Origin of the sequence: Candidatus Symbiopectobacterium sp. 'North America', assembly GCF_015762685.1 — a bacterium.
Classification (GTDB): domain Bacteria; phylum Pseudomonadota; class Gammaproteobacteria; order Enterobacterales; family Enterobacteriaceae; genus Symbiopectobacterium.
Genome location: NZ_PEHF01000017.1, coordinates 56,864 through 76,700, shown reverse-complemented (window position 1 = coordinate 76,700; position 19,837 = coordinate 56,864). Strand labels below are relative to the sequence as shown.

10 protein-coding genes, 1 other RNA gene and 7 pseudogenes are annotated in these 19,837 nt (G+C 52.2%); 4 read left to right on the top strand and 14 right to left on the bottom strand.

The genetic code is table 11. From position 1 onward, the window contains the following. Window positions 1-751: 751 nt before the first annotated feature. Window positions 752-848: signal recognition particle sRNA small type (ffs, locus tag CS369_RS03915), an RNA gene on the bottom strand. Between the two features lie 198 nt (window positions 849-1,046). On the opposite strand from ffs, the pseudogene CS369_RS03910 reads away from it, so the two are divergent. Then, window positions 1,047-1,357, top strand: a pseudogene (locus CS369_RS03910) (MGMT family protein). A gap of 13 nt (window positions 1,358-1,370) precedes the next feature. On the opposite strand, the gene CS369_RS03905 reads toward CS369_RS03910, so the two are convergent. Next, the gene (locus CS369_RS03905) at window positions 1,371-1,886 is read right to left on the bottom strand and encodes a YbaY family lipoprotein (protein WP_196906067.1); all 516 of its coding nucleotides are present in this window, start codon (window positions 1,884-1,886) and stop codon (window positions 1,371-1,373) included. A 236-nt stretch (window positions 1,887-2,122) separates the two neighbouring features. Between CS369_RS03905 and tesB the strand changes: the two are divergent. Beyond that, window positions 2,123-2,978, top strand: a pseudogene (tesB, locus tag CS369_RS03900) (acyl-CoA thioesterase II). 163 nt (window positions 2,979-3,141) lie between these two features. Here tesB and amtB read toward each other — a convergent pair. The 5 genes and pseudogenes from amtB to CS369_RS03875 all read right to left on the bottom strand — a co-directional run bounded on the left by amtB (window position 3,142) and on the right by CS369_RS03875 (window position 9,209). Then, window positions 3,142-4,405: pseudogene (amtB, locus tag CS369_RS03895) on the bottom strand (ammonium transporter AmtB). 26 nt (window positions 4,406-4,431) lie between these two features. After that, a pseudogene (locus tag CS369_RS03890) lies at window positions 4,432-4,698 on the bottom strand (P-II family nitrogen regulator). 373 nt (window positions 4,699-5,071) lie between these two features. After that, window positions 5,072-6,813, bottom strand: a pseudogene (locus CS369_RS03885) (SmdB family multidrug efflux ABC transporter permease/ATP-binding protein). Continuing rightward, window positions 6,806-8,573: pseudogene (locus CS369_RS03880) on the bottom strand (SmdA family multidrug ABC transporter permease/ATP-binding protein). Before CS369_RS03880 ends, CS369_RS03885 begins: the two co-directional pseudogenes overlap by 8 nt. Window positions 8,574-8,747: 174 nt before the next feature. Further along, window positions 8,748-9,209: an Lrp/AsnC family transcriptional regulator gene (locus tag CS369_RS03875; RefSeq protein WP_196906065.1), complete on the bottom strand. Its 462-nt coding sequence runs from the start codon at window positions 9,207-9,209 to the stop codon at window positions 8,748-8,750. Between the two features lie 302 nt (window positions 9,210-9,511). On the opposite strand from CS369_RS03875, the pseudogene CS369_RS03870 reads away from it, so the two are divergent. Both CS369_RS03870 and queC read left to right on the top strand, forming a co-directional pair. Continuing rightward, window positions 9,512-10,574, top strand: a pseudogene (locus CS369_RS03870) (PLP-dependent cysteine synthase family protein). Window positions 10,575-10,669: 95 nt separating this feature from the next. After that, window positions 10,670-11,368 carry a 7-cyano-7-deazaguanine synthase QueC gene (gene queC, locus CS369_RS03865; RefSeq protein ID WP_196906064.1) on the top strand — a complete coding sequence of 233 codons (699 nt, stop codon included), beginning with the start codon at window positions 10,670-10,672 and terminating at the stop codon, window positions 11,366-11,368. 51 nt (window positions 11,369-11,419) lie between these two features. Here queC and CS369_RS03860 read toward each other — a convergent pair whose 3' ends face one another. The 7 genes from CS369_RS03860 to clpP all read right to left on the bottom strand — a co-directional run bounded on the left by CS369_RS03860 (window position 11,420) and on the right by clpP (window position 19,782). After that, window positions 11,420-11,848, bottom strand: coding sequence for a YbgC/FadM family acyl-CoA thioesterase (locus CS369_RS03860; RefSeq protein ID WP_196906068.1), 429 nt, complete (start codon window positions 11,846-11,848; stop codon window positions 11,420-11,422). Between the two features lie 139 nt (window positions 11,849-11,987). Beyond that, on the bottom strand, window positions 11,988-12,326 hold the full coding sequence (locus tag CS369_RS03855) for a ComEA family DNA-binding protein (RefSeq protein ID WP_196906062.1): 339 nt from the start codon (window positions 12,324-12,326) through the stop codon (window positions 11,988-11,990). Between the two features lie 176 nt (window positions 12,327-12,502). After that, a complete protein-coding gene (ppiD, locus tag CS369_RS03850) occupies window positions 12,503-14,389 on the bottom strand; it encodes a peptidylprolyl isomerase (protein WP_196906060.1) in 1,887 nt (628 codons plus the stop codon). Window positions 14,390-14,680: 291 nt separating this feature from the next. Then, on the bottom strand, window positions 14,681-14,953 hold the full coding sequence (gene hupB, locus CS369_RS03845; RefSeq protein WP_195315237.1) for a nucleoid-associated protein HU-beta: 273 nt from the start codon (window positions 14,951-14,953) through the stop codon (window positions 14,681-14,683). Between the two features lie 196 nt (window positions 14,954-15,149). After that, window positions 15,150-17,558 (bottom strand): endopeptidase La, encoded by a 2,409-nt coding sequence (lon, locus tag CS369_RS03840; protein ID WP_196906059.1) that lies wholly within the window; start codon window positions 17,556-17,558, stop codon window positions 15,150-15,152. A gap of 212 nt (window positions 17,559-17,770) precedes the next feature. Next, window positions 17,771-19,045, bottom strand: a complete 1,275-nt coding sequence (gene clpX, locus CS369_RS03835; protein WP_196906057.1) for an ATP-dependent protease ATP-binding subunit ClpX — start codon at window positions 19,043-19,045, stop codon at window positions 17,771-17,773. Between the two features lie 113 nt (window positions 19,046-19,158). After that, window positions 19,159-19,782, bottom strand: a complete 624-nt coding sequence (gene clpP, locus CS369_RS03830) for an ATP-dependent Clp endopeptidase proteolytic subunit ClpP (RefSeq protein ID WP_196906055.1) — start codon at window positions 19,780-19,782, stop codon at window positions 19,159-19,161. Between the last annotated feature and the right edge of the window lie 55 nt (window positions 19,783-19,837).

Here is a 19,837-nt window from a genome sequence, read left to right as displayed (position 1 = left end):
AGGGATGTGGGGCGCATAAATACCTCCTTTGGGAAGGTACAAGTATAGATAATTATACTTGATTAAGGGTGTGTGCCACCATGATAGGGGAAGATCCGTTTATATACCCTAAATAATTCGAGTTGCAGGAAGGCGGCAAATGAGGGAATCCCGAATCACTTACTTAAGTAAGTGATTCGGGTGAGCGAGTGCAGCCAACACACCTGCAACTTGAAGTATGACGGGTATACCTTGAATAATTCGATTTTTAGCCTGGCAGCAAGTGATAAAATCCTGATGAACATACTCAAGTGAGCGATTTGGGCAAGTGTATGCAGCAGCGCAGAGGCGAATTGAAGTATCACAAGTATATACCTAAATGATTTAGGGTGAATATCTTACGCCAGCTTCATCGCTGGCGTTTTACTCTCTCCAAGCCATTTGCTTACGTAAATATCACAATTGTAAATCACATGCATTGATCTCAATATAGGTTTCTTTTATTGCCTTTTTTTGGTGCAATTCTATTTTACTACGGTGAAATCCTTCTACTTATCCCAAAGCAACAATATCTTGTCACACATAGAGCCATCATGTTTTTGAGATAATGATCGACAAAGCACGCTTAACTACATGCGCTTTAATACCAATAGAGCACCTCATCAGCAATGGAATGTCATCAATAAACGTATTCAATACGCAGAACAGAATGAAGAGAATAAGAATAAAAAAGCGCGGAAAATAAAAAAGCAGTGAATATAAAGGGTGGAGGCCCTGCCAGCTACATCCCGGCACACACGTCTCATGCTGCGGCTGCTTCCTTCCGGACCTGACCGAGTCCACAGGGTAATGTTGCGGGAGAACCGACAGGGCCTCCATTGATTCGTTGGCTCTGCGTGGTACAGAGTGTGGGCATTATCGGGTATGCGCACCTCAATTGCAAGTTGACCGCAGCCGACCGTTGTTTTCTTATTCGATTTCAGTTTCTCGACCGGCGAAACACACGTTTGCAAGCCCGTGCACCTATGCCACTATGTTGATTCATCGTAATATTCACAGGAGAAGCGATGGAGCAGGATAACTTTCGCCAGCGCGTTTTTCATATCGTAGCAGCCACCCCCTGGGGCAAGGTTACCACCTACGGGTAGGTGGCCCGCCTGGCGGGTTCCGCACGCGCTGCCCGCCAGGTCGGCGGAGTATTAAAAAAGCTGCCCGAAGGCAGCTCGCTTCCCTGGCATCGGGTAATAAATCGTCATGGTGAAATTTCGCTGACTGGCCCGGATTACATTCGCCAGCGCTCAGAGCCGAAGGGGTAACCTTTGCGCGTCAGGGCAAGATCGATCTCACTCGCTATGGCTGGCAGGGCAAAACGCCCTGAGAGCCATGAGGTGTTATCCCTCAGTGTTTAACGGTGTATGAGCACTGGGGTTCAATAAGCCGCCCTGCGAATGCGTTGGCAGTGCCACTGACTCCACCGGAATCAACAGCAGATCCGCACGCGTTACACCGTTGGTGATCACAGCGGGAATGTCCTGCGTTGCCATCACCACGCGGTTATCGATGGTCACCGCTGCGCTAAGCAGGATACGCGCATTCGGCTGTACGTCGGCAGGGTTATACGGCAAGTAGAAGATAAACGGAGCCTGTTTCCCGTCCTTCCACGCCACTTTTTGCGCCAGCACGCGCGACGGCGCATCCGACACGCTGGCATCAGAAACGGTAACCGTTAAGGCTGCATTAGGCGGCAGTGCGATGCGCTGATGCAGATTAATGGTACAGCTGACCGCAGGCATGGCAAGCTGGGTTTGTACAGCGGCCGGAGAATCGGTGACCGTTGTCGCTGCTGATGCCGCGCCAGTCAACACGACAGATAACGTGATACCACCTAAGATATGCCATAATTTCATTGGCGAGTCTCCTTTCGTTATTGTCTGTAACGACGTCAGGAATTAGCTGCAATGCACAACAGAAACGTTTTGCGCTACATGCTTACACTGACGCGATAATGAAAGTATGACCCACATTGGCCATTTAGCAGCGTTCAACATTTTGAATTTATCATTTTTCGAAAATGCCGATGCTGAAGCTTGATGACTTACCGTTATACGTTAACAACACTTATTTCCACCAAGGGAGAGCATCCATGAGCCATGCACTACAGCATCTTCTCGAATTGCTGAAGTTGGAAAAGATTGAGGAAGGACTCTTCCGGGGACAAAGCGAAGATTTAGGGCTACGCCAAGTGTTCGGCGGGCAGGTGGTCGGTCAGGCACTGTATGCGACCAAACAGACCGTCGAAGCGGGTCGAGGGTTGCACTCCTTCCACAGCTACTTTTTATTGCCGGGAGACAGCCGAAAACCCATTGTCTACGATGTGCAGAACCTGCGCGATGGCAACAGTTTTAGCGCACGACGTGTCAGCGCCATCCAAAACGGTAAGCCTATCTTTTTTATGACCGCCTCTTTTCAACGCCAGGAGAGCGGCTTTGAACATCAAAACACCATGCCTGAAGTCCCTGGGCCAGAATCCTTGCCTTCAGAACAAGAGATTGCGCAGAGCATGGTACATTTACTGCCTGAACAGTTTCGTGACAAATTTCTGCAACAACGTGCCATCGAAATGCGTTCGGTAAAATTCCATAACCCACTCAAAGGCCACGTGGATGAACCCGTGCGCCACGTATGGTGCCGAGCCAATGGCACCATGCCCGATGACGAGCGCATTCATAAATACCTGCTCGGTTACACATCGGACTGCAATTTCCTGCTCACCGCATTGCAACCGCACGGCGTCGGATTCCTTGAGCCGGCTATGCAAGTCGCAACCATTGACCACTCGATGTGGTTCCACCGCCCTTTCCGCCTTGATGACTGTGCTCTACACCGTGGAAAGTACATCAGCTTCAGGTGCCCGTGGCTTCGTTCGTGGACAGTTCTACACCCGCGACGGGATTCTGGTGGCCTCAACGATACAAGAAGGGGGTGATAAGGCGGCATGATGCGTCCTAAAAAGAGATGACTTGCTCACTCAATCCTAAGCAAAAAACGCGGGCCAAAGCCCGCGCCAGACGTGATAACAAAGTCACTTTCCCCCTCGTCATCCTTGTCTTCCCTCTCGTCATCCTCGGCGAAAGCCGGGGATCTCTAAAAGAATAAACGCATTTAGCGGGTAAGAGATTCCCGCTTTCGCGGGAATGACGGTGTGAGTAGGACAACGGCCAGGTCTGCTACTTTGAATGCGATGAAGGCAGCAACACCGGACCAGATGAACGCGACGATCACGCTGAACAGCTGTACCCAAACCTGATGCGCCATGGTAACGCCTTTCGCGTAGCCCGTGCCGCCCAGAGAAGCAGAGGTGAATATCCCCATCAGGATACAACCAACGATACCGCACACGCCGTGCACACCGAACACGTCACACGGGTCATCCACGCACAGCCATCTTTTCAGTACCGTTACGCCCCACAGGCCAGCGAAACCACCGACCAGATCGATGATCAGCGCACCACCCACCCCCACGGTTCCCGCGGCGGGCGTGATAGCAACCAGGCCTGCGATACAACCGGAACAAGCACCCAGCAGAGAAGGCTTACCACGCGCCATCCACTCACCTATAACCCACGCCAGAATCGCACCCGCGGTCGCAACTACAGTGTTCAGGAATGCCAGACCGGCAATTTCGTTCGCAGCAGCGGCAGAGCCTGCGTTGAAACCGAACCAACCGATATAGAGGATAGCCGTGCCGGTAAACACCATCGGCAGGTTGTGCGGTTTGAAGGCTTCTTTACCGAAACCGGCACGTTTGCCCAGCAGATAAGCACCGGTCAACCCCGCAACAGCGGCATTGATGTGCACCACAGTACCGCCTGCGAAGTCCAGCGCGCCATCAGCCACCAGGAAACCACCGCCCCAGACCATGTGCGTCAACGGCAGGTAAGAGAACGTCAGCCAGATAGCGGCAAAAATCAGCACCGCAGAGAAACGGATACGTTCAGCAATCGCCCCCACCACCAGCGCGACAGTAATGCACGCGAAGGAAACCTGGAAAGCGACGTGAATCAGTTGATAAATCGTACCGGATTGTGATGTCAGCTCAATGCCTTTAAGCATGAACATATCCAGGCCGCCAAAGAAGGCATTACCGGTCGCAAAAGCCATGCTGTAACCGTAGATAACCCACAGCACACACCATAGCTAACGTTACGGTAACCTGCGTCAGCATGGAGAGCACGTTTTTAGAGCGAATCAGGCCGCCTTAGAACAGCGCAATGCCGGGCAGCGTCATGAACAGTACCAGCGCGGTACAAATCATCATAAAAGCGTTGTCCGCTTTATCGATTGCCGGTGTATCAGCGGCCATTGCCAGCGACGGAAGTAACGCTGCGGCGGCAAGGCCTAATAATGAAGAGACACGTATTTTCATCCATCCCAATTTTTCGTCAGCGAGCATTACAGTGCGGCGTCGTCAGTTTCGCCCGTACGAATACGGATAACGCGTTGCAGTTCAGCAACAAAAATCTTACCGTCGCCAATTTTACCGGTGTAAGCCGCTTTACTAATCACATCAACGATTTCATCAACCTGATCGTCAGCGATGGCAATATCAATTTTCACTTTCGGCAAAAAGTTGACGCTATATTCAGCGCCGCGATACAGCTCAGCATGGCCTTTCTGGCGTCCAAATCCCTTTACCTAAGTGACGGTGAGCCCCTGGATGCCGACAGAAGATAAGGCTTCTCACACATCTTCCAGCTTGAATGGTTTTATCACCACAGTAACCAGTTTTATTATCTTCCCCTTACCAATTAAGTTCAGACTTACGCCCGCCACCATTTCGAATAACCTTCACGACTGGGATAAAGCAAAGGCTGTGCCATAAATGATAGGAACCGATAATTGCACAGGGAAATAACGTGGAACCTGCCTGGAGAAGTAAAAGGAAAGGATAAAGATGTGATGTTGCGCACACGTAATGCATCAATTTGGTGCATTGCGCGTAATTGCGGTGCATAGGACGGAAAAATGAAAATCATCTGCCTGTTGATGGTGCGAGGATAAAAAGCCAGCACAACAGGCAGTATGCCTTAGGTCAGATGGCGGAAACGGGTTCATCCTCGCTGGCAGCCAGTTGCAGTTGATACATCTGGTAGTAACGCCCGCGACGTTGCAATAATTGCTCGTGCGTACCCTGCTCCACCGTTTCACCATGATGTAGCACCAGTATGTTATCAGCCTCGACCACAGTGGAAAGACGATGCGCAATCACCACCAACGTGGTGTGGCGACGGATAAGACGCAATGCGCGCTGAACCGCTTGCTCGGTACCGGAATCAATGTTGGCCGCCGCCTCGTCGAGAATCAGTATTTTGGGCGGTTTCACCAACACACGGGCCAGAGAAAGAAGCTGCTTCTGTCCCACAGAAAGCGTATTGCCTTGCTCGCCAATGGTGCTATGTATGCCTTTGGGCAGTGCCGTTGCCAGCGCAGTGAGTTGTACAATCTCCAGCACGTGCCACACTTCATCTTCAGGAATATCACGCCCCAGCGTAACGTTGGCATAAAGTGAATCCGCCAGTACCATGGGGTCTTGTTGCACCATTGCGACATTTTGTCGTAATGCCTGATGGGATAGCGACGTCAGCGGACGGTCATCCAACCGAATCTCCCCTTCATCCGGCTGATAATACCCCATCAGCAAACTCGCTAACGTACTCTTGCCGCTACCGGTGTGCCCCACCATCGCCACAAAGCCGCGCGCCGGCACCTGCACGCTGATATGGTCCAGGACGCGCTGATTATCCCGGTAGGAAAAAGAAACGTTGTCCATCTCGATGCTGCCCGCCGCTAACGGGCGCGAATCATCACCGTAGGACTGCTGCACCGCATCCATCAGTTCAAAGATACGCTCACCGGCAACCACCGCCTGCTGCAACATGGAATGCTGGGTGGTCAGCGCAATCAGCGGCTCGTTAAGACGCCCCAGATAGCTGATAAAGGCATAGAGCACGCCAGCGCCTACCGTTCCCACCGAGCTAAAACCAAACTGAATCAACAGCCCACACAGCACCATGGCGGAAAACAGGCTCAATAGCAGACGCAGCGTCTGCATCCGCGCCTGAAAATGCACGCGACTTGAAGCACCCAGTTTCTCACCAAACCGTGACTGTTGGCGAAATTTCTGGATCACAGCCATCCCCGAGATAGCTTCATTAAAACCATCGTTAATATCTGCCAGATAACGGCGCAGACGCCGCACAATCGGCGTACTGAAATGCTGATAGACCGCCATCACAATAGCCTCTGCGGGGAGATCATCACGGCAATCAGCGCCATGCGCCAATCGAGTGTGAACATGGCTACCAGCATGGCACCGATCAGCGCCATGCTGCGCAGCACGGTGGAAACCACGGTGACATACAGATCGCGCACCACCTCGGTATCGTTGGTAACGCGAGAAATCAGTTGTCCCACCGGCTGTGTATCAAAGGTACTCAGCGGTTGACGCAACGCAGCATCCATCACATCAATACGCAATTGTTGCACCACCCCTACCGCAATGCGGTTGAACAACAGCGATTGCACGTAATGCAATAGTGCGGCGGACAATTGCAGCAGGATATAGACCGCCGCCAAGCCTCCTGCCAGTGCCAGAGGAACATTGCCTTTTGCCACCAGGTTATCGATGAAATAGCTTACCAGTGCGCGCCCAGCCACCTCAGCAGCGGCCGCCACCCAGAGCATCACCACGCCCAACATCAGGGATTTCCGCCAGGGGGAACCATACGCCAATAGCCGCTTCAACGTCGGCCATAACCGCTTTGCGTTAGTCAATTGTCATCTCTCCCTTGACCGGCTCTTCATCCAGCGCCGCCTCTAACTGCTGATAGCGAAACATGTCGCGATACCATCCGACTTGCGACGCTAATGCGCCGTGGCTACCGCGCTGCGACACGCTACCCTGCTGTAAAACCAGAATTTCGTCGGCTTCAGTGAGTGCTGAAAGCCGGTGGGCGCTGATAATCAGGGTACGTTTCTCTCCCCAACGTTTCAGGTTTTGCAAAATATGGTGCTCAGTGCGCCCATCAACCTCCGACAGCGCATCATCAAGAACCAATATCTCCGCGTCCAACAGCAGCGCGCGCGCAATGGCAATACGCTGTTTTTGTCCACCAGAGAGCATCACGCCGCGTTCCCCCACTTGGGTTTCATAACCTTACGGTAAGCGCGTAATGTCGTCATGGACGCTGGCCAGACGCGCAGCATGTTGAATCTGCGCCAGCGTGGCGCTGGGGTTCCCGAGTGCAATATTGTTCGCCACGGTGTCGGAGAACAAAAATGACGTTTGGCCGACCACCGCGAAACGTTGGCGCAGGCTATCCAGCTTCAGCGTCGCAAGCGGGAGACCATGAAAGCGAATCTCGCCGTCATCGAAATCGTAATGGCGCAGGATCAAGGCCAACAGCGTGCTTTTACCGGAACCGGTGGGGCCACACAGTCCCAGCATGTTGCCCGGTGCGAGCGAGAACGCCACCCGGTCGAGTACCGGGCGCGATTGTTGCGGATAAGCAAAGGCGCGAATATCAACATCAAGGCTACCGCGGCCCTGAGGCAGAAATGCATCGCCGTCTGCCACCACCGGTACTTCATCAACAGTTGGCGAATATGCCCGTAAGCTGCACTCTCGCGCTCCACGATGTTAAACATCCACGCCAGTGCCAGCATCGGCCAAATCATCAGGCCCAGATACATCACAAAACTGGTCAGTTGCCCTAACGTCAACGTCCCCTGAATAATCATCCAACTGCCGCCGCCAACGGCAAGCAAATGCGAGAAACCGACAGCGATATAAATCGTTGGATCAAAACCCGCATCTACCCGGGCCACGTGCATGTTTTTTTGCCCCGCATCCTCAGCCACTGCCGCGAACCGGCTGGACTGATAATCCTCCAACCCAAAGGCCTTAATCATGCGAATGCTGGTAAGGCTTTCTTGCGCCTGATCGTTAAGCGAAGAGAACGCCGCCTGTGCGCCCTTAAAACGCTGATGCAACTGCGTACCATAGTGTTTGATCACTAACGCCATGATGGGCATCGGCAACAGCGCCAACAGCTTAAGCTGCCAGCTGATTTGGGTACTCATCACAACCAACACTGCGCATCCCATTACCATGAAATCCACCAGCGTCAACACGCCTTCACCAGCAGCAAACACCACACGATCGACATCGTTGGTTGCTCGGGCAATCAGATCGCCGGTGCGATGGCGCAGATAAAAGGCAGGATGCTGGCGGCTCAACTGGCAGTAGAAATCGTCGCGCAACTCCACAGCAGCTGGTATGAAGCGCCAAACAAAAAGATGCGCCACACATAGCGCAACAGATAAACCATAACCGCGATCAGCAGCATCACGCCGATCCATTTCATCACCGTCGCCGCGGGCATCACATCATGCGTAACGCCATCCACAATCACCCCAACCAGCTTGGGTGGCAGCAGTTGCAGGATGGCGATAATAATAAGAAGAACCACGGCCCCGAGGTATCGCCGCCATTCTCGACGAAAATACCAGGCCAATTGAGCAAAAAGTCGCACGCTGTTGTTATTCCATTTTTCAGAAAGGGCTGCGAAACATCACAAGGTTATTATACAGAAAGCTTATGCGCGTCATCATTTATACCCGAAATAATTCGGGTTGCAGGACAAAACCTTAACGTTTTGAACAGCGCTCGCACTGGCCCGAAGGCAGAATCTCAGAGAGGAGATCCATCATGGCACGATCGGGAGTGCAGTGGTGTGCTTTATCCGCTCCATGGCAAAGCTGGAGCTCACATCAATCAGGCCAGGAATGCCGCTGACCAGACGTTTGTAAAAATTATCATAGCTTTTCATGTCAGCGACCTGAACCTGCATCAGGTAATCGTACTCTCCCGCCATGCGATAAAATGACAAGACTTCGGGCATATCCGACACTACCTGGGAAAATTTTTCATACCAGGCACTGTTGTGTTGCTGCGTTTTTAATAACACAAAAGCCGTCAACCCAAGCCCCAGACGTTCGTTATCCAGCAGCGCAACGCGAGCACGGATATAGCCTTCTTCTTCCAGACGTTTTAGACGTTTCCAGCAGGGGGTCGATGTCAAATGCACCGCATCGGCCAGCGTTTGCAACGACAAGGTGCAGTCGTGTTGCAACAGGTTAAGCAGCGCACGATCGATTTTATCCAGCATAGCGGCATTCCAGAATCATTTTTCCCCTATTTCACGCGCAACAGAATGAAAAGGCAATTAAAGTACGGAAAAACCGGCTGTTTTTCCGTTTATCATCCTTCGCCAGAGCCGTAAAACAGACTAATTTCCATAAAAAACCAAAACAGAAGAAAATAAATCCCCAATAAAGAAATAAAAAAGAAAAAAACTCCTTCAACCATCAATTGAAGTTAAAAAAACAATCCTTTTTTCCACAAAACCAGATAGGTTATCACTATAAATGCAAAGCAGGCAAAGAGAGCAATATCATGACAACGGCATAGGTGAAACAGGCCATTAGCGCTATAGAAGCGGATTTTCAGCGTTCAGCCGATACCCATCTGATTCGCCTGACATTACCGCACTATCCAGGGATTTACTTCTATCTCAAAGATGAAAGCACGCACCCAAGCGGCAGCCTGAAACATCGTCTGGCACGGTCGCTATTTCTTTATGGCTTATGCAACGGCTGGATTAAAGAAGGTACCCCCATTATTGAAGCGTCTTCCGGCAGCACCGCCATCTCGGAAGCCTATTTTGCTCGTCTGTTGGGCCTGCCTTTTATTGCCGTTATGCCCAGTTGCACAGCCAAACGCAAAGTGGAGCAGATTGCCTTCTACCTACGGTGGACACTGCCACTTCGTTGAGCAATCCAGCCAGATTTATGCGGAATCGGAGCAACTGACTCGTGAACTGAGCGGACACTATATGGATCAGTTTACCTACGCCGAACGCGCTACCGATTGGCGCGGCAATAACAATATTGCTGACAATATTTTCCGCCAGATGGCGCGTGAACCCTATCCGGTTCCCGATTACATAGTGATGAGTGCGGGTACTGACGGCACTTCTGCCACCTTAGGTCGCTATATTCGCTATCAGGGTATCGACTCACAGTTGATGGTGGTCGATCCGCAGAACTCGGCGTTTTTTGATTACTATCATCAACGCGACCGCACCCTGACGGGACACTGTGGCAGTAAAATTGAGGGAATTGATCGCCCACGCGCAGAACCCTCTTTTATTCCTGACGTGATCGACAGCATGATGCAGGTGCCGGATGCAGCCAGCATTGCCACACTGTATTGGCTGGAGAGTATTCTGGGACGCAAGGTCGGCGCATCCACTGGCACTAACGTCTGGAGCATGTTGCAACTGGCTAACCAAATGCGTGGGCAGGATCAACAAGGGGCGATTGTCACCTTGCTGTGTGACAGCGGGGAGCGTTATCTGGATACCTATTACAATGCCGAATGGGTAGTGCAAAACATCGGCGATATCAGCCCGTATCTGGCGCAACTGAACGCGGGGCAACCACAGAATCAACGAGAGCTGATTTTAGCCTGATAACGAGTTAACGCTGAAAACGACGCGTTTTTGCTATAGCATGTACCTCTTATGGCACACTGGGCATATCGCCCTTGAGCATCAAAGGTAGAGCAATGACAAAACGCGCGGTTGTCGTTTTTAGCGGCGGGCAGGATTCCACCACCTGTCTGATTCAGGCACTCAGCCTGTATGATGAAGTGCACTGTGTCACATTCGACTACGGTCAGCGCCACCGTGCGGAAATCGATATTGCGCGCGCGCTTGCAAACCAATTGGGTGCCAAAGCACACAAAGTGCTGGATGTCGGTTTACTCAATGAATTGGCTGTCAGTAGCCTGACGCGCGACAATATTGCCGTACCCGATTACGACGCCTCTGCGTCCGGTATTCCGAGTACATTCGTGCCCGGACGCAATATTCTGTTTCTTACGCTGGCAGCCATTTACGCCTATCAGGTCGGCGCTGAAGCGGTGATCACTGGCGTCTGTGAGACCGACTTTTCGGGCTACCCTGACTGCCGCGATGAGTTTGTCAAAGCCCTGAATCACGCTATCGTGCTCGGCATCGCCCGTGATATTCAGTTTGTTACGCCGCTCATGTGGCTCAACAAGGCGGAAACCTGGGCGTTGGCTGACCATTACCACCATCTGGATACAGTACGCAACCAGACGCTGACCTGCTACAACGGGATTCAAGGCGACGGTTGCGGCCACTGTGCAGCCTGTCATTTGCGAGCAAATTTCTTAGCGCAGTATCAACAGGATCGCGTCGGCGTGATGGCGTCAATGCAACGCAAAACCAGTTTGCAATAAGGTCAACCGGATAGCGGGGTGAGCAGGCTCGCCTCTCCCCCGCCGCACTCACTAGGCTAGCGCTGAATCATCGGATGATGGTGGCTGCATAAACGCCTGCAAATGCAACAACAGCTCGCCTTCCAGCGGCAATGCCTTTTGCGTCGTCAGATCGATACAGAAAAAGGTTAAGGTAGCATCGGCCACCGCAGCCTCATGCGTAGTACGCACCATCTTTTGGCTAATCACCCCACTTTTGGCATTCAGGTGCAACAACGCACTTTCGATACGCAACACGTCCCCTAATACCGCTGGGGTACGATAATTGATGTTGATATTGACCACGATAAACGCAATGCCGTGCTGTTGCATCCACTGGAAAGCGGGCAAATTCTCCAGCCATTGCCAACGCGCCTCCTCCATAAACTCCAGATAGCGTGCGTTATTGACATGCTGATAGGCATCGATGTGAAAGCCGCGAACGGTAATAAAGGTATGCACCACGTAACCACTCCTCAACAGATTAACGCCACGAACTGGTTGGACCTACTGGTAAGGTTAGCAGAAAATAACGGCAGTGAATAACCTCACTGCCGTGCAGGCATGGCATCAGAGAGCAGGATCACAACGTATCTGACGCTTACAACACGAGGCGGGCCCGGTTATTCTCAATCAGCGTCGGCCCGATGCCGGGCACTTCCTGCAACTGTGCAATGTCGGTAAAAGGACCATTCTCATCGCGATATTGAACTATCGCCTCCGCTCTGCGCGCCCCTATCCCTTGTAGCTGGGTCAATTGCTGCACGGTCGCCGTATTGATATTCACCGTTTCCTGCGTCGACTCTATTGCCTGTGACGTTGGCGATGAGGCACCACCGTTTGTTGCCTCATCTCCCGTTTTCGCCAGAGCCCCGCTCGTAAAAGCGGATAACCCCAGGGCCAGACACAAACACAGCGCAGACATTCCTTTCTTTTTCATACGGTATCTCCCTATTGATTAATTGGCAGGTACAGGGTGCCGAAATAAGGGAGATCGCACAAACCACAGTGTTTAAATGTGGAAAAGGCCGCGTCAGCAGCCTTTTGTTATTACAGCGGATTACAAATTAATGCATATACCCTTCATACTTCAAGTTGCAGATGCGTTGGCTGCGCTTACTGCGGTTGCTGCTCCTGAGCGGCGGCACCTAATTTGATGGTCGCTTCGGTGCGCAGGCTGGAAACCAGGGTATCAAACAGCGTTGTCACTGCGCTCTGCTCAACCTGGCTGGAAAACTGTGCTTTTTGCTCATCAGTGATGGTGTGGGGTTTAACGCTGTCCAGCGCAACCAGCACCACATTGCCCGCCTGATCGCGTGCAACACCGTAGCTCACCTTGTCCTTTTGCGGCACAGGCAAGGCAAACACGCTTTCTGCCAACACATTGCCCTGAGAAACGGAGGACAGGGTCTCTGGCTCGCCAAAGCTGAGGTTGGCTGTTTTCAGCGAGTCCTCTTTGCCTTGTTTCAGGTCAACCACAATTTTTTCAGCCTGTAGGTTAGCCTGCTGCTGCACTTTCTGCACTTTCAGCACCTGTACAATCTCGTCACGCACCTGATCCAGAGGACACGGCGTTTCTGCACGGTGATCGGTGATACGCATCACGATCGCACGATCGCCATCAACACCGATCACATCGGAGTTGCTTCCCGGTGCACCGTTATCGCCTAACAGGGTGCCGCCGAAAATAGCCTGCGTCACCTGCGGGAAGTTCAACTCAGCAGGCACTTGATCGTGACTAAACCAGGCCGTCTCAGTGGCTTTTTGCCCCGTAGCCTCTTCCGCCGATGCTAGCGACTCATTGTCATTGCTTGCCGCTTCGCTGACTTTACGTTGCAGGGCAAAGAATTCATCCAGCGCTTTTTCACGTTTTGCTCTGACCGAAATGTCATCGCGCACCGCACTCAACGGTTTAACCTGCGCGGCCTGAATGTCATCCAGACGCACGATCAGGTAACCCACAGAGGATTTTACCGGCTCGGAGAGTTGGCCTTTTTCGGTCAGTTTTGCCTGCTGCAATTCATCGACCGTGGCATTGGCATCCATCCAACCCAGATCGCCACCGTTACGACGCGATACCACATCCTGCGATTTTTCTTTTGCCAGCGCGGCAAAATCGGCACCGTTTTTCAGTTCATCCAACACGGCACGGGCGTCCGCCTCGGTTTTCAGTTGAATCACGCTAAAGCGCTTGCGCTCAGGTCGGGTAAACTCTTGCTTATTCTTCTCGTAAAACGCCGCGATATCAGCATCAGTGATTTTCACACTGTCCATAACGCGTGCGGCATCCAGCAACAGATAGCTGACTTTGAAAGCTTCCGGGTCGATAAAACGGCTCTTATTGCTGTCGTAATAGCCCTTGATCTCTTCATCCGTGACGTTCAGCGTTTTGGCAATGGCCGCCACGTCAATCGTTGCCGTTCTCACCACACGATCCTGTGCGGCCTGCGCCACCAGACTGTCGATCTCTTTTGGCAGCGAAAATTGCGTCGCGCCCAGCCCCTGAATCAGTTGCTGCGCGACCAGTTGTTTACGCAGCAATTCCGCGTAGCGATCCGGTGTCAGGCCCAAACTGCGTACCTGATCCAGATACTTTTCGTTATCGAACTGGTTGTTGGTCTGGAAAGCGGGAACAGCAAATATGGCCTGTTTGATCTGGGCATCGCTGATGTTGAGCCCGAGCTTACAGGCATACTGGTCAATCAGCGCTTCATCGATCAGTTGTGAGAGCACCTGCTGACGCATCTGCTGCATATAACCGTCATTGCCTGCCAGCACGGAAAAGTTTTCTCCCAACTGTTCCTGCATGCGGCTACGCTCGTTTTGCACCGCTTGTTCAAACTGCGCACGACCGATTTCCTGCCCGTTGACTTTGGCGGCGTAATCGTTAGAACCGCCGATAAGGTAATCACCCACGCCCGTCAATACGAAGGAGGCGACGATCAAGCCCAGAATAATTTTCAGCACGACGTTATTAGCAGCCGCGCGTAAATTGTCCATCATAATGTGACAACACTCCGCTGTAGTATGGATAACACGCCCTGCGTTGGCTAAAACCAAGCTTCCCTGCGCGTCTGGCGAACCTTAATGCCAGAACATAAACTGCCAGAGAGATGAGTGGGAAAGACGTTACGCCGCAATGTGACGCCCCGCAGGGTGATGGGCAGTGTTCGCCCGTCATAAAAAAGGCACATCATAAAATGATGCGCCCCTTATCTTACCTTACCGACACCGTGGCGTCAGGTAATGTTTGGTAACGTACTCGGATTACAGCACAAACCTGTGACGAGATAATCAGTTAACGGCGTCTTTCAGCGATTTACCGGCACGGAAGCCCGGTACTTTTGCTGCTGGAATGCTGATTTCCTTGCCCGTTTGTGGATTGCGCCCAGTGCGAGCTGCACGCTCACGCACAGAGAACGTTCCAAATCCTACCAGTGCAACGTCATCCCCTGCTTTCAGAGAATCGGTAACAGAACCAATAATTGCATCTAACACACGCCCTGCTGCCGCTTTGGAAATATCAGCATCTGCGGCAATTTTGTCGATCAATTGTGACTTGTTCACTCTCTCATCCCCTCTGAAATCCTGTTGTCACGCTGAATATCCCAAAACGCGACACGTAGCTTTTTTCAATCCTGTCAAACCTTAGCACAGCGTACTGGCTAAGACTAACAGTGCCATAACTTAGCGGTACAAAAAAACGCTGGCAAGCGCCATTTCTGCTGCCAGCGTGATTTTTCTCAAGGTTTTTTGCAATAGGTCACTCTTTCGCGGCCTTGGCGGGCACCGCTTTCGCCTTGGCAGGCGCTCGCTTGGCCTTGACAGGCTCCGGCTGAATACCGTCTGGCGGGTTTTGTAACGCTAACGCAAGCACTTCCTCGATACGTTTGACCGGGTGAATCTCCAGGTCCGCAATCACATTCGGCGGAATCTCTTCCAAATCGCGTTTGTTTTCGTCAGGAATCAATACCGTCTTAATGCCACCGCGATGGGCTGCCAACAGTTTCTCTTTCAAGCCCCCGATCGGCAATACCAAGCCCCGCAGCGTGATTTCCCCGGTCATCGCGACATCGGCACGCACCGGGTTACCCGTCAAGCAGGAAACCAGCGCGTTACACATGGCGATCCCGGCGCTTGGGCCATCTTTGGGCGTTGCCCCTTCCGGCACATGCACGTGGATATCACGTTTTTCATGGAAATCGGCATTGATACCCAGTCGTTCAGCACGGGCACGCACCACGGTGAGCGCCGCCTGGATAGACTCCTGCATCACTTCCCCGAGTGAACCGGTATAGGTCAATTTCCCCTTGCCCGGCACGCACGCGGTTTCAATGGTCAGCAAATCACCGCCCACTTCCGTCCAGGCCAACCCAGTGACCTGCCCAATGCGGTTTTCTTCATCCGCACGGCCGTAGTCAAAGCGCTGAACGCCAAGGAAATCTTTAAGGTTATCGCCCGTAATTTCAATATGCTTAACGGTTTTATCCATCAGCAGCGTTTTTACCGCTTTACGGCACAGTTTGGAGATTTCGCGTTCCAGACTGCGCACGCCAGCTTCACGCGTGTAGTAACGGATGATTCCGGAGATAGCGCTGTCATCAACGGTCAATTCACCTTTCTTCAGTGCGTTGCGTTCAATCTGCTTCGGCAGCAAATGGCGCTTGGCAATATTGAGCTTCTCATCCTCGGTGTAGCTAGACAGGCGAATCACTTCCATACGGTCCAGCAACGGCGCAGGAATGTTCATCGAGTTAGAGGTCGCAACAAACATCACATCGGACAGATCGTAATCCACTTCCAGATAGTGGTCGTTGAAGGTGACGTTCTGCTCGGGATCCAATACTTCAAGCAGTGCCGACGCCGGATCGCCACGCATGTCAGACGACATCTTGTCGATCTCATCCAACAGGAACAGCGGGTTTTTTACCCCGACCTTGGCCATCTTCTGGATCAGTTTGCCCGGCAGTGAGCCGATGTAAGTACGACGGTGACCGCGAATTTCCGCTTCATCACGTACGCCGCCGAGCGCCATACGCACATACTCACGCCCCGTTGACTTGGCGATGGACTGCCCCAGTGAGGTTTTCCCCACCCCCGGCGGCCCGACCAGGCACAGAATCGGCCCTTTAATTTTTCTGACACGGCTTTGTACCGCGAGATATTCAAGAATACGCTCTTTGACACGATCCAGACCGTAGTGGTCGGTATCCAGAGTTTCCTGCGCTTTCACCAGGTTTTTTTTCACCTTGCTGCGCGCATTCCACGGCACCTTAACCATCCAGTCGATGTAGCTGCGCACCACTGTCGCCTCAGCGGACATCGGTGACATCATCTTAAGTTTTTGCAGTTCTGCTTCGGCTTTTTCCCGCGCTTCTTTCGGCATCTTGGCCGCTTCAATCTTGCGTTTCAGCGCTTCATGTTCGTCTGGCGCATCGTCCATCTCACCGAGCTCTTTCTGAATCGCTTTCATCTGCTCGTTGAGGTAGTACTCGCGCTGGCTTTTCTCCATCTGCTTTTTCACGCGACTGCGAATACGTTTTTCCACCTGCAACAGGTCGATTTCCGATTCCATCATCGCCATCAGATATTCGAGGCGTTCCGTAATATCAGACATTTCCAGCACGGACTGTTTGTCAGCCAGTTTCAGCGGCATGTGAGCGGCAATGGTATCCGCCAGACGTGCTGCATCTTCAATGCTGTTCAGCGAGGTCAACACTTCCGGCGGGATTTTCTTGTTCAGTTTGATGTATCCCTCGAACTGATTGACCGCCGTGCGCATCAGGACTTCCTGCTCGCGCTCTTCAATCGCCGGCGACGAGAGATATTCCGCCTGGGCAGCAAAATGTTCACCACCGTCAGACAGCGTGGTGATACGCGCACGCTGCAACCCTTCGACCAGCACTTTGACCGTGCCGTCCGGCAGTTTCAGCATTTGCAGAATGGAGGCGACCGTTCCTACCGAGAAAAGATCGTTAATACTGGGTTCATCCGTTGAAGCCTCTTTTTGTGCCACCAACATGATCTTTTTATCGTGATCCATCGCGGCTTCAAGGCAACGAATCGATTTCTCCCGGCCAACAAACAACGGAATGACCATGTGCGGATAAACCACCACATCGCGCAACGGCAATACGGGGATTTCAATGCGTTCGGAACGCTCAGGGTTCATAGAGCTCTCTCTTAGTTTCGTTTCCGCCAGGTTAAAGGAATCTCGTGAAACGCGGATGTCACGGGTTTCGCCAACAAGTATTGGAGTATATGGGGATAAATATCCGACATTCAACGACCAGAACATGCGAAAAAAATGGGAGATAAAATCTCCCATTTCAGACTGGTGACAACGACCCTTTAGGTACGTTTGTCAGGCGCGCAATTGACGATTTATTCGCCAGACGCCTGCTGCGCTTCAGGTTTGCCGTAGATCAGCATGGGCTCTGATTGACCGGCAATCACCGACTCATCAATCACCACCTTATCGACGCTCTCCATGGAGGGCAGGTCGTACATGGTGTCCAACAGCGCCGCTTCCACGATGGAGCGCAAACCGCGTGCACCGGTTTTACGCGCCATGGCTTTCTTGGCAATCGCCGTTAACGCTTCTTCACGGAATTCCAGCTCAACCCCTTCAAGATTGAACAGCGCCTGATACTGTTTGGTCAGCGCGTTTTTCGGTTTGCGCAAGATCTGGATCAGCGCATCTTCGCTCAGCTCTCTCAGCGTCGCGACCACCGGTAAACGGCCAATAAATTCAGGGATCAGGCCGAACTTGATCAAATCGCCCGGTTCTACCTGGCCCAGCAATTCGCCTTCGGTAGCCTTTTGCGCCGTGCACTTCACCGTTGCGGCAAAACCAATACCGCGGCCAGTATCAACACGCTGCTCGATCACTTTATCCAAACCAGCAAATGCCCCACCGCAGATGAACAGGATCTTGGAGGTATCAACCTGCAAAAACTCCTGTTGCGGGTGCTTGCGCCCACCTTGCGGCGGTACCGCAGCGATGGTGCCTTCAATCAATTTCAGCAGAGCCTGCTGCACGCCTTCGCCCGACACGTCTCGGGTGATGGAGGGGTTATCGGACTTACGTGAAATCTTGTCAATTTCGTCGATGTACACAATGCCGCGCTGGGCTTTCTGTACGTCGTAATCGCATTTTTGCAGCAACTTCTGGATGATATTTTCCACATCTTCACCCACGTAACCCGCTTCGGTCAGCGTGGTGGCATCCGCCATGGTGAAAGGCACATCCAGGAAACGGGCCAGCGTTTCAGCCAACAGGGTTTTACCGCTCCCTGTCGGGCCAATCAGCAGAATGTTACTCTTGCCCAGTTCGATGCCGTTGCTACTGTCGCCATTACGCAAGCGCTTGTAGTGATTGTAAACCGCAACCGCCAGAACCTTTTTCGCCTGCTCCTGACCAATCACATAATCATCCAAGTGACGGCGAATTTCATGGGGCGTGGGTAACGCACTGCGTTCACGATGCGGAGCCACTTCCTTGATCTCTTCGCGAATGATGTCATTGCACAGATCGACACATTCATCGCAGATATACACTGACGGCCCGGCAATCAGCTTACGCACCTCATGCTGGCTTTTGCCGCAGAAAGAACAGTACAGCAACTTCCCTGAACCGTCTTTGCGCTTGTCTGTCATCAGTAAACCTCTTCTTTTATCTCTTGCCCGCAGGCCCAACAGCGATATCACTTCAACCTGAATCACGCGCAAGCGCGAATTCGTGAACCACAGGTACGCTATGGCCGGCGGCGTTATTCGCGGTGTGTCATCACGGCGTCAACCAATCCATACTCTACTGCTTCATGGGCAGAGAGGAAACAGTCACGCTCAGTGTCACTATCTATCACTTCGAGAGGTTTGCCCGTATGTTCAGCCATCAGCTCATTCATACGTTGCTTCACTTTCAGTATTTCACGCGCATGGATTTCGATATCCGTTGCCTGCCCCTGGAATCCCCCCAGCGGTTGGTGAATCATCACGCGCGAATTCGGCAGGCAGAAACGCTTGCCCTTGGCACCGGCAGTGAGCAGGAAAGCCCCCATAGAACAGGCTTGTCCCATACAGATGGTGCTGACATCCGGTTTAATGAATTTCATGGTGTCGTAAATCGACATCCCTGCGGTAATCACGCCACCCGGAGAGTTGATGTACAGATAAATATCTTTTTCCGGATTTTCGGCTTCCAGGAAAAGCATCTGAGCAACGATCAGGTTGGCGATGTGATCTTCCACCTGACCCGTCAGGAAGATGATGCGTTCTTTAAGCAGTCGGGAAAAAATATCGTAAGAACGTTCCCCGCGCGAAGTCTGTTCTACCACCATCGGCACCAAAGCCATTTGGGGTGCTAATTTTTCTTGTTCGCCACTGTATAACATTCACCTCTCCTCGATAAAATGCTTTTGGTGCCATGTATCAGATTCTACTTGAGAT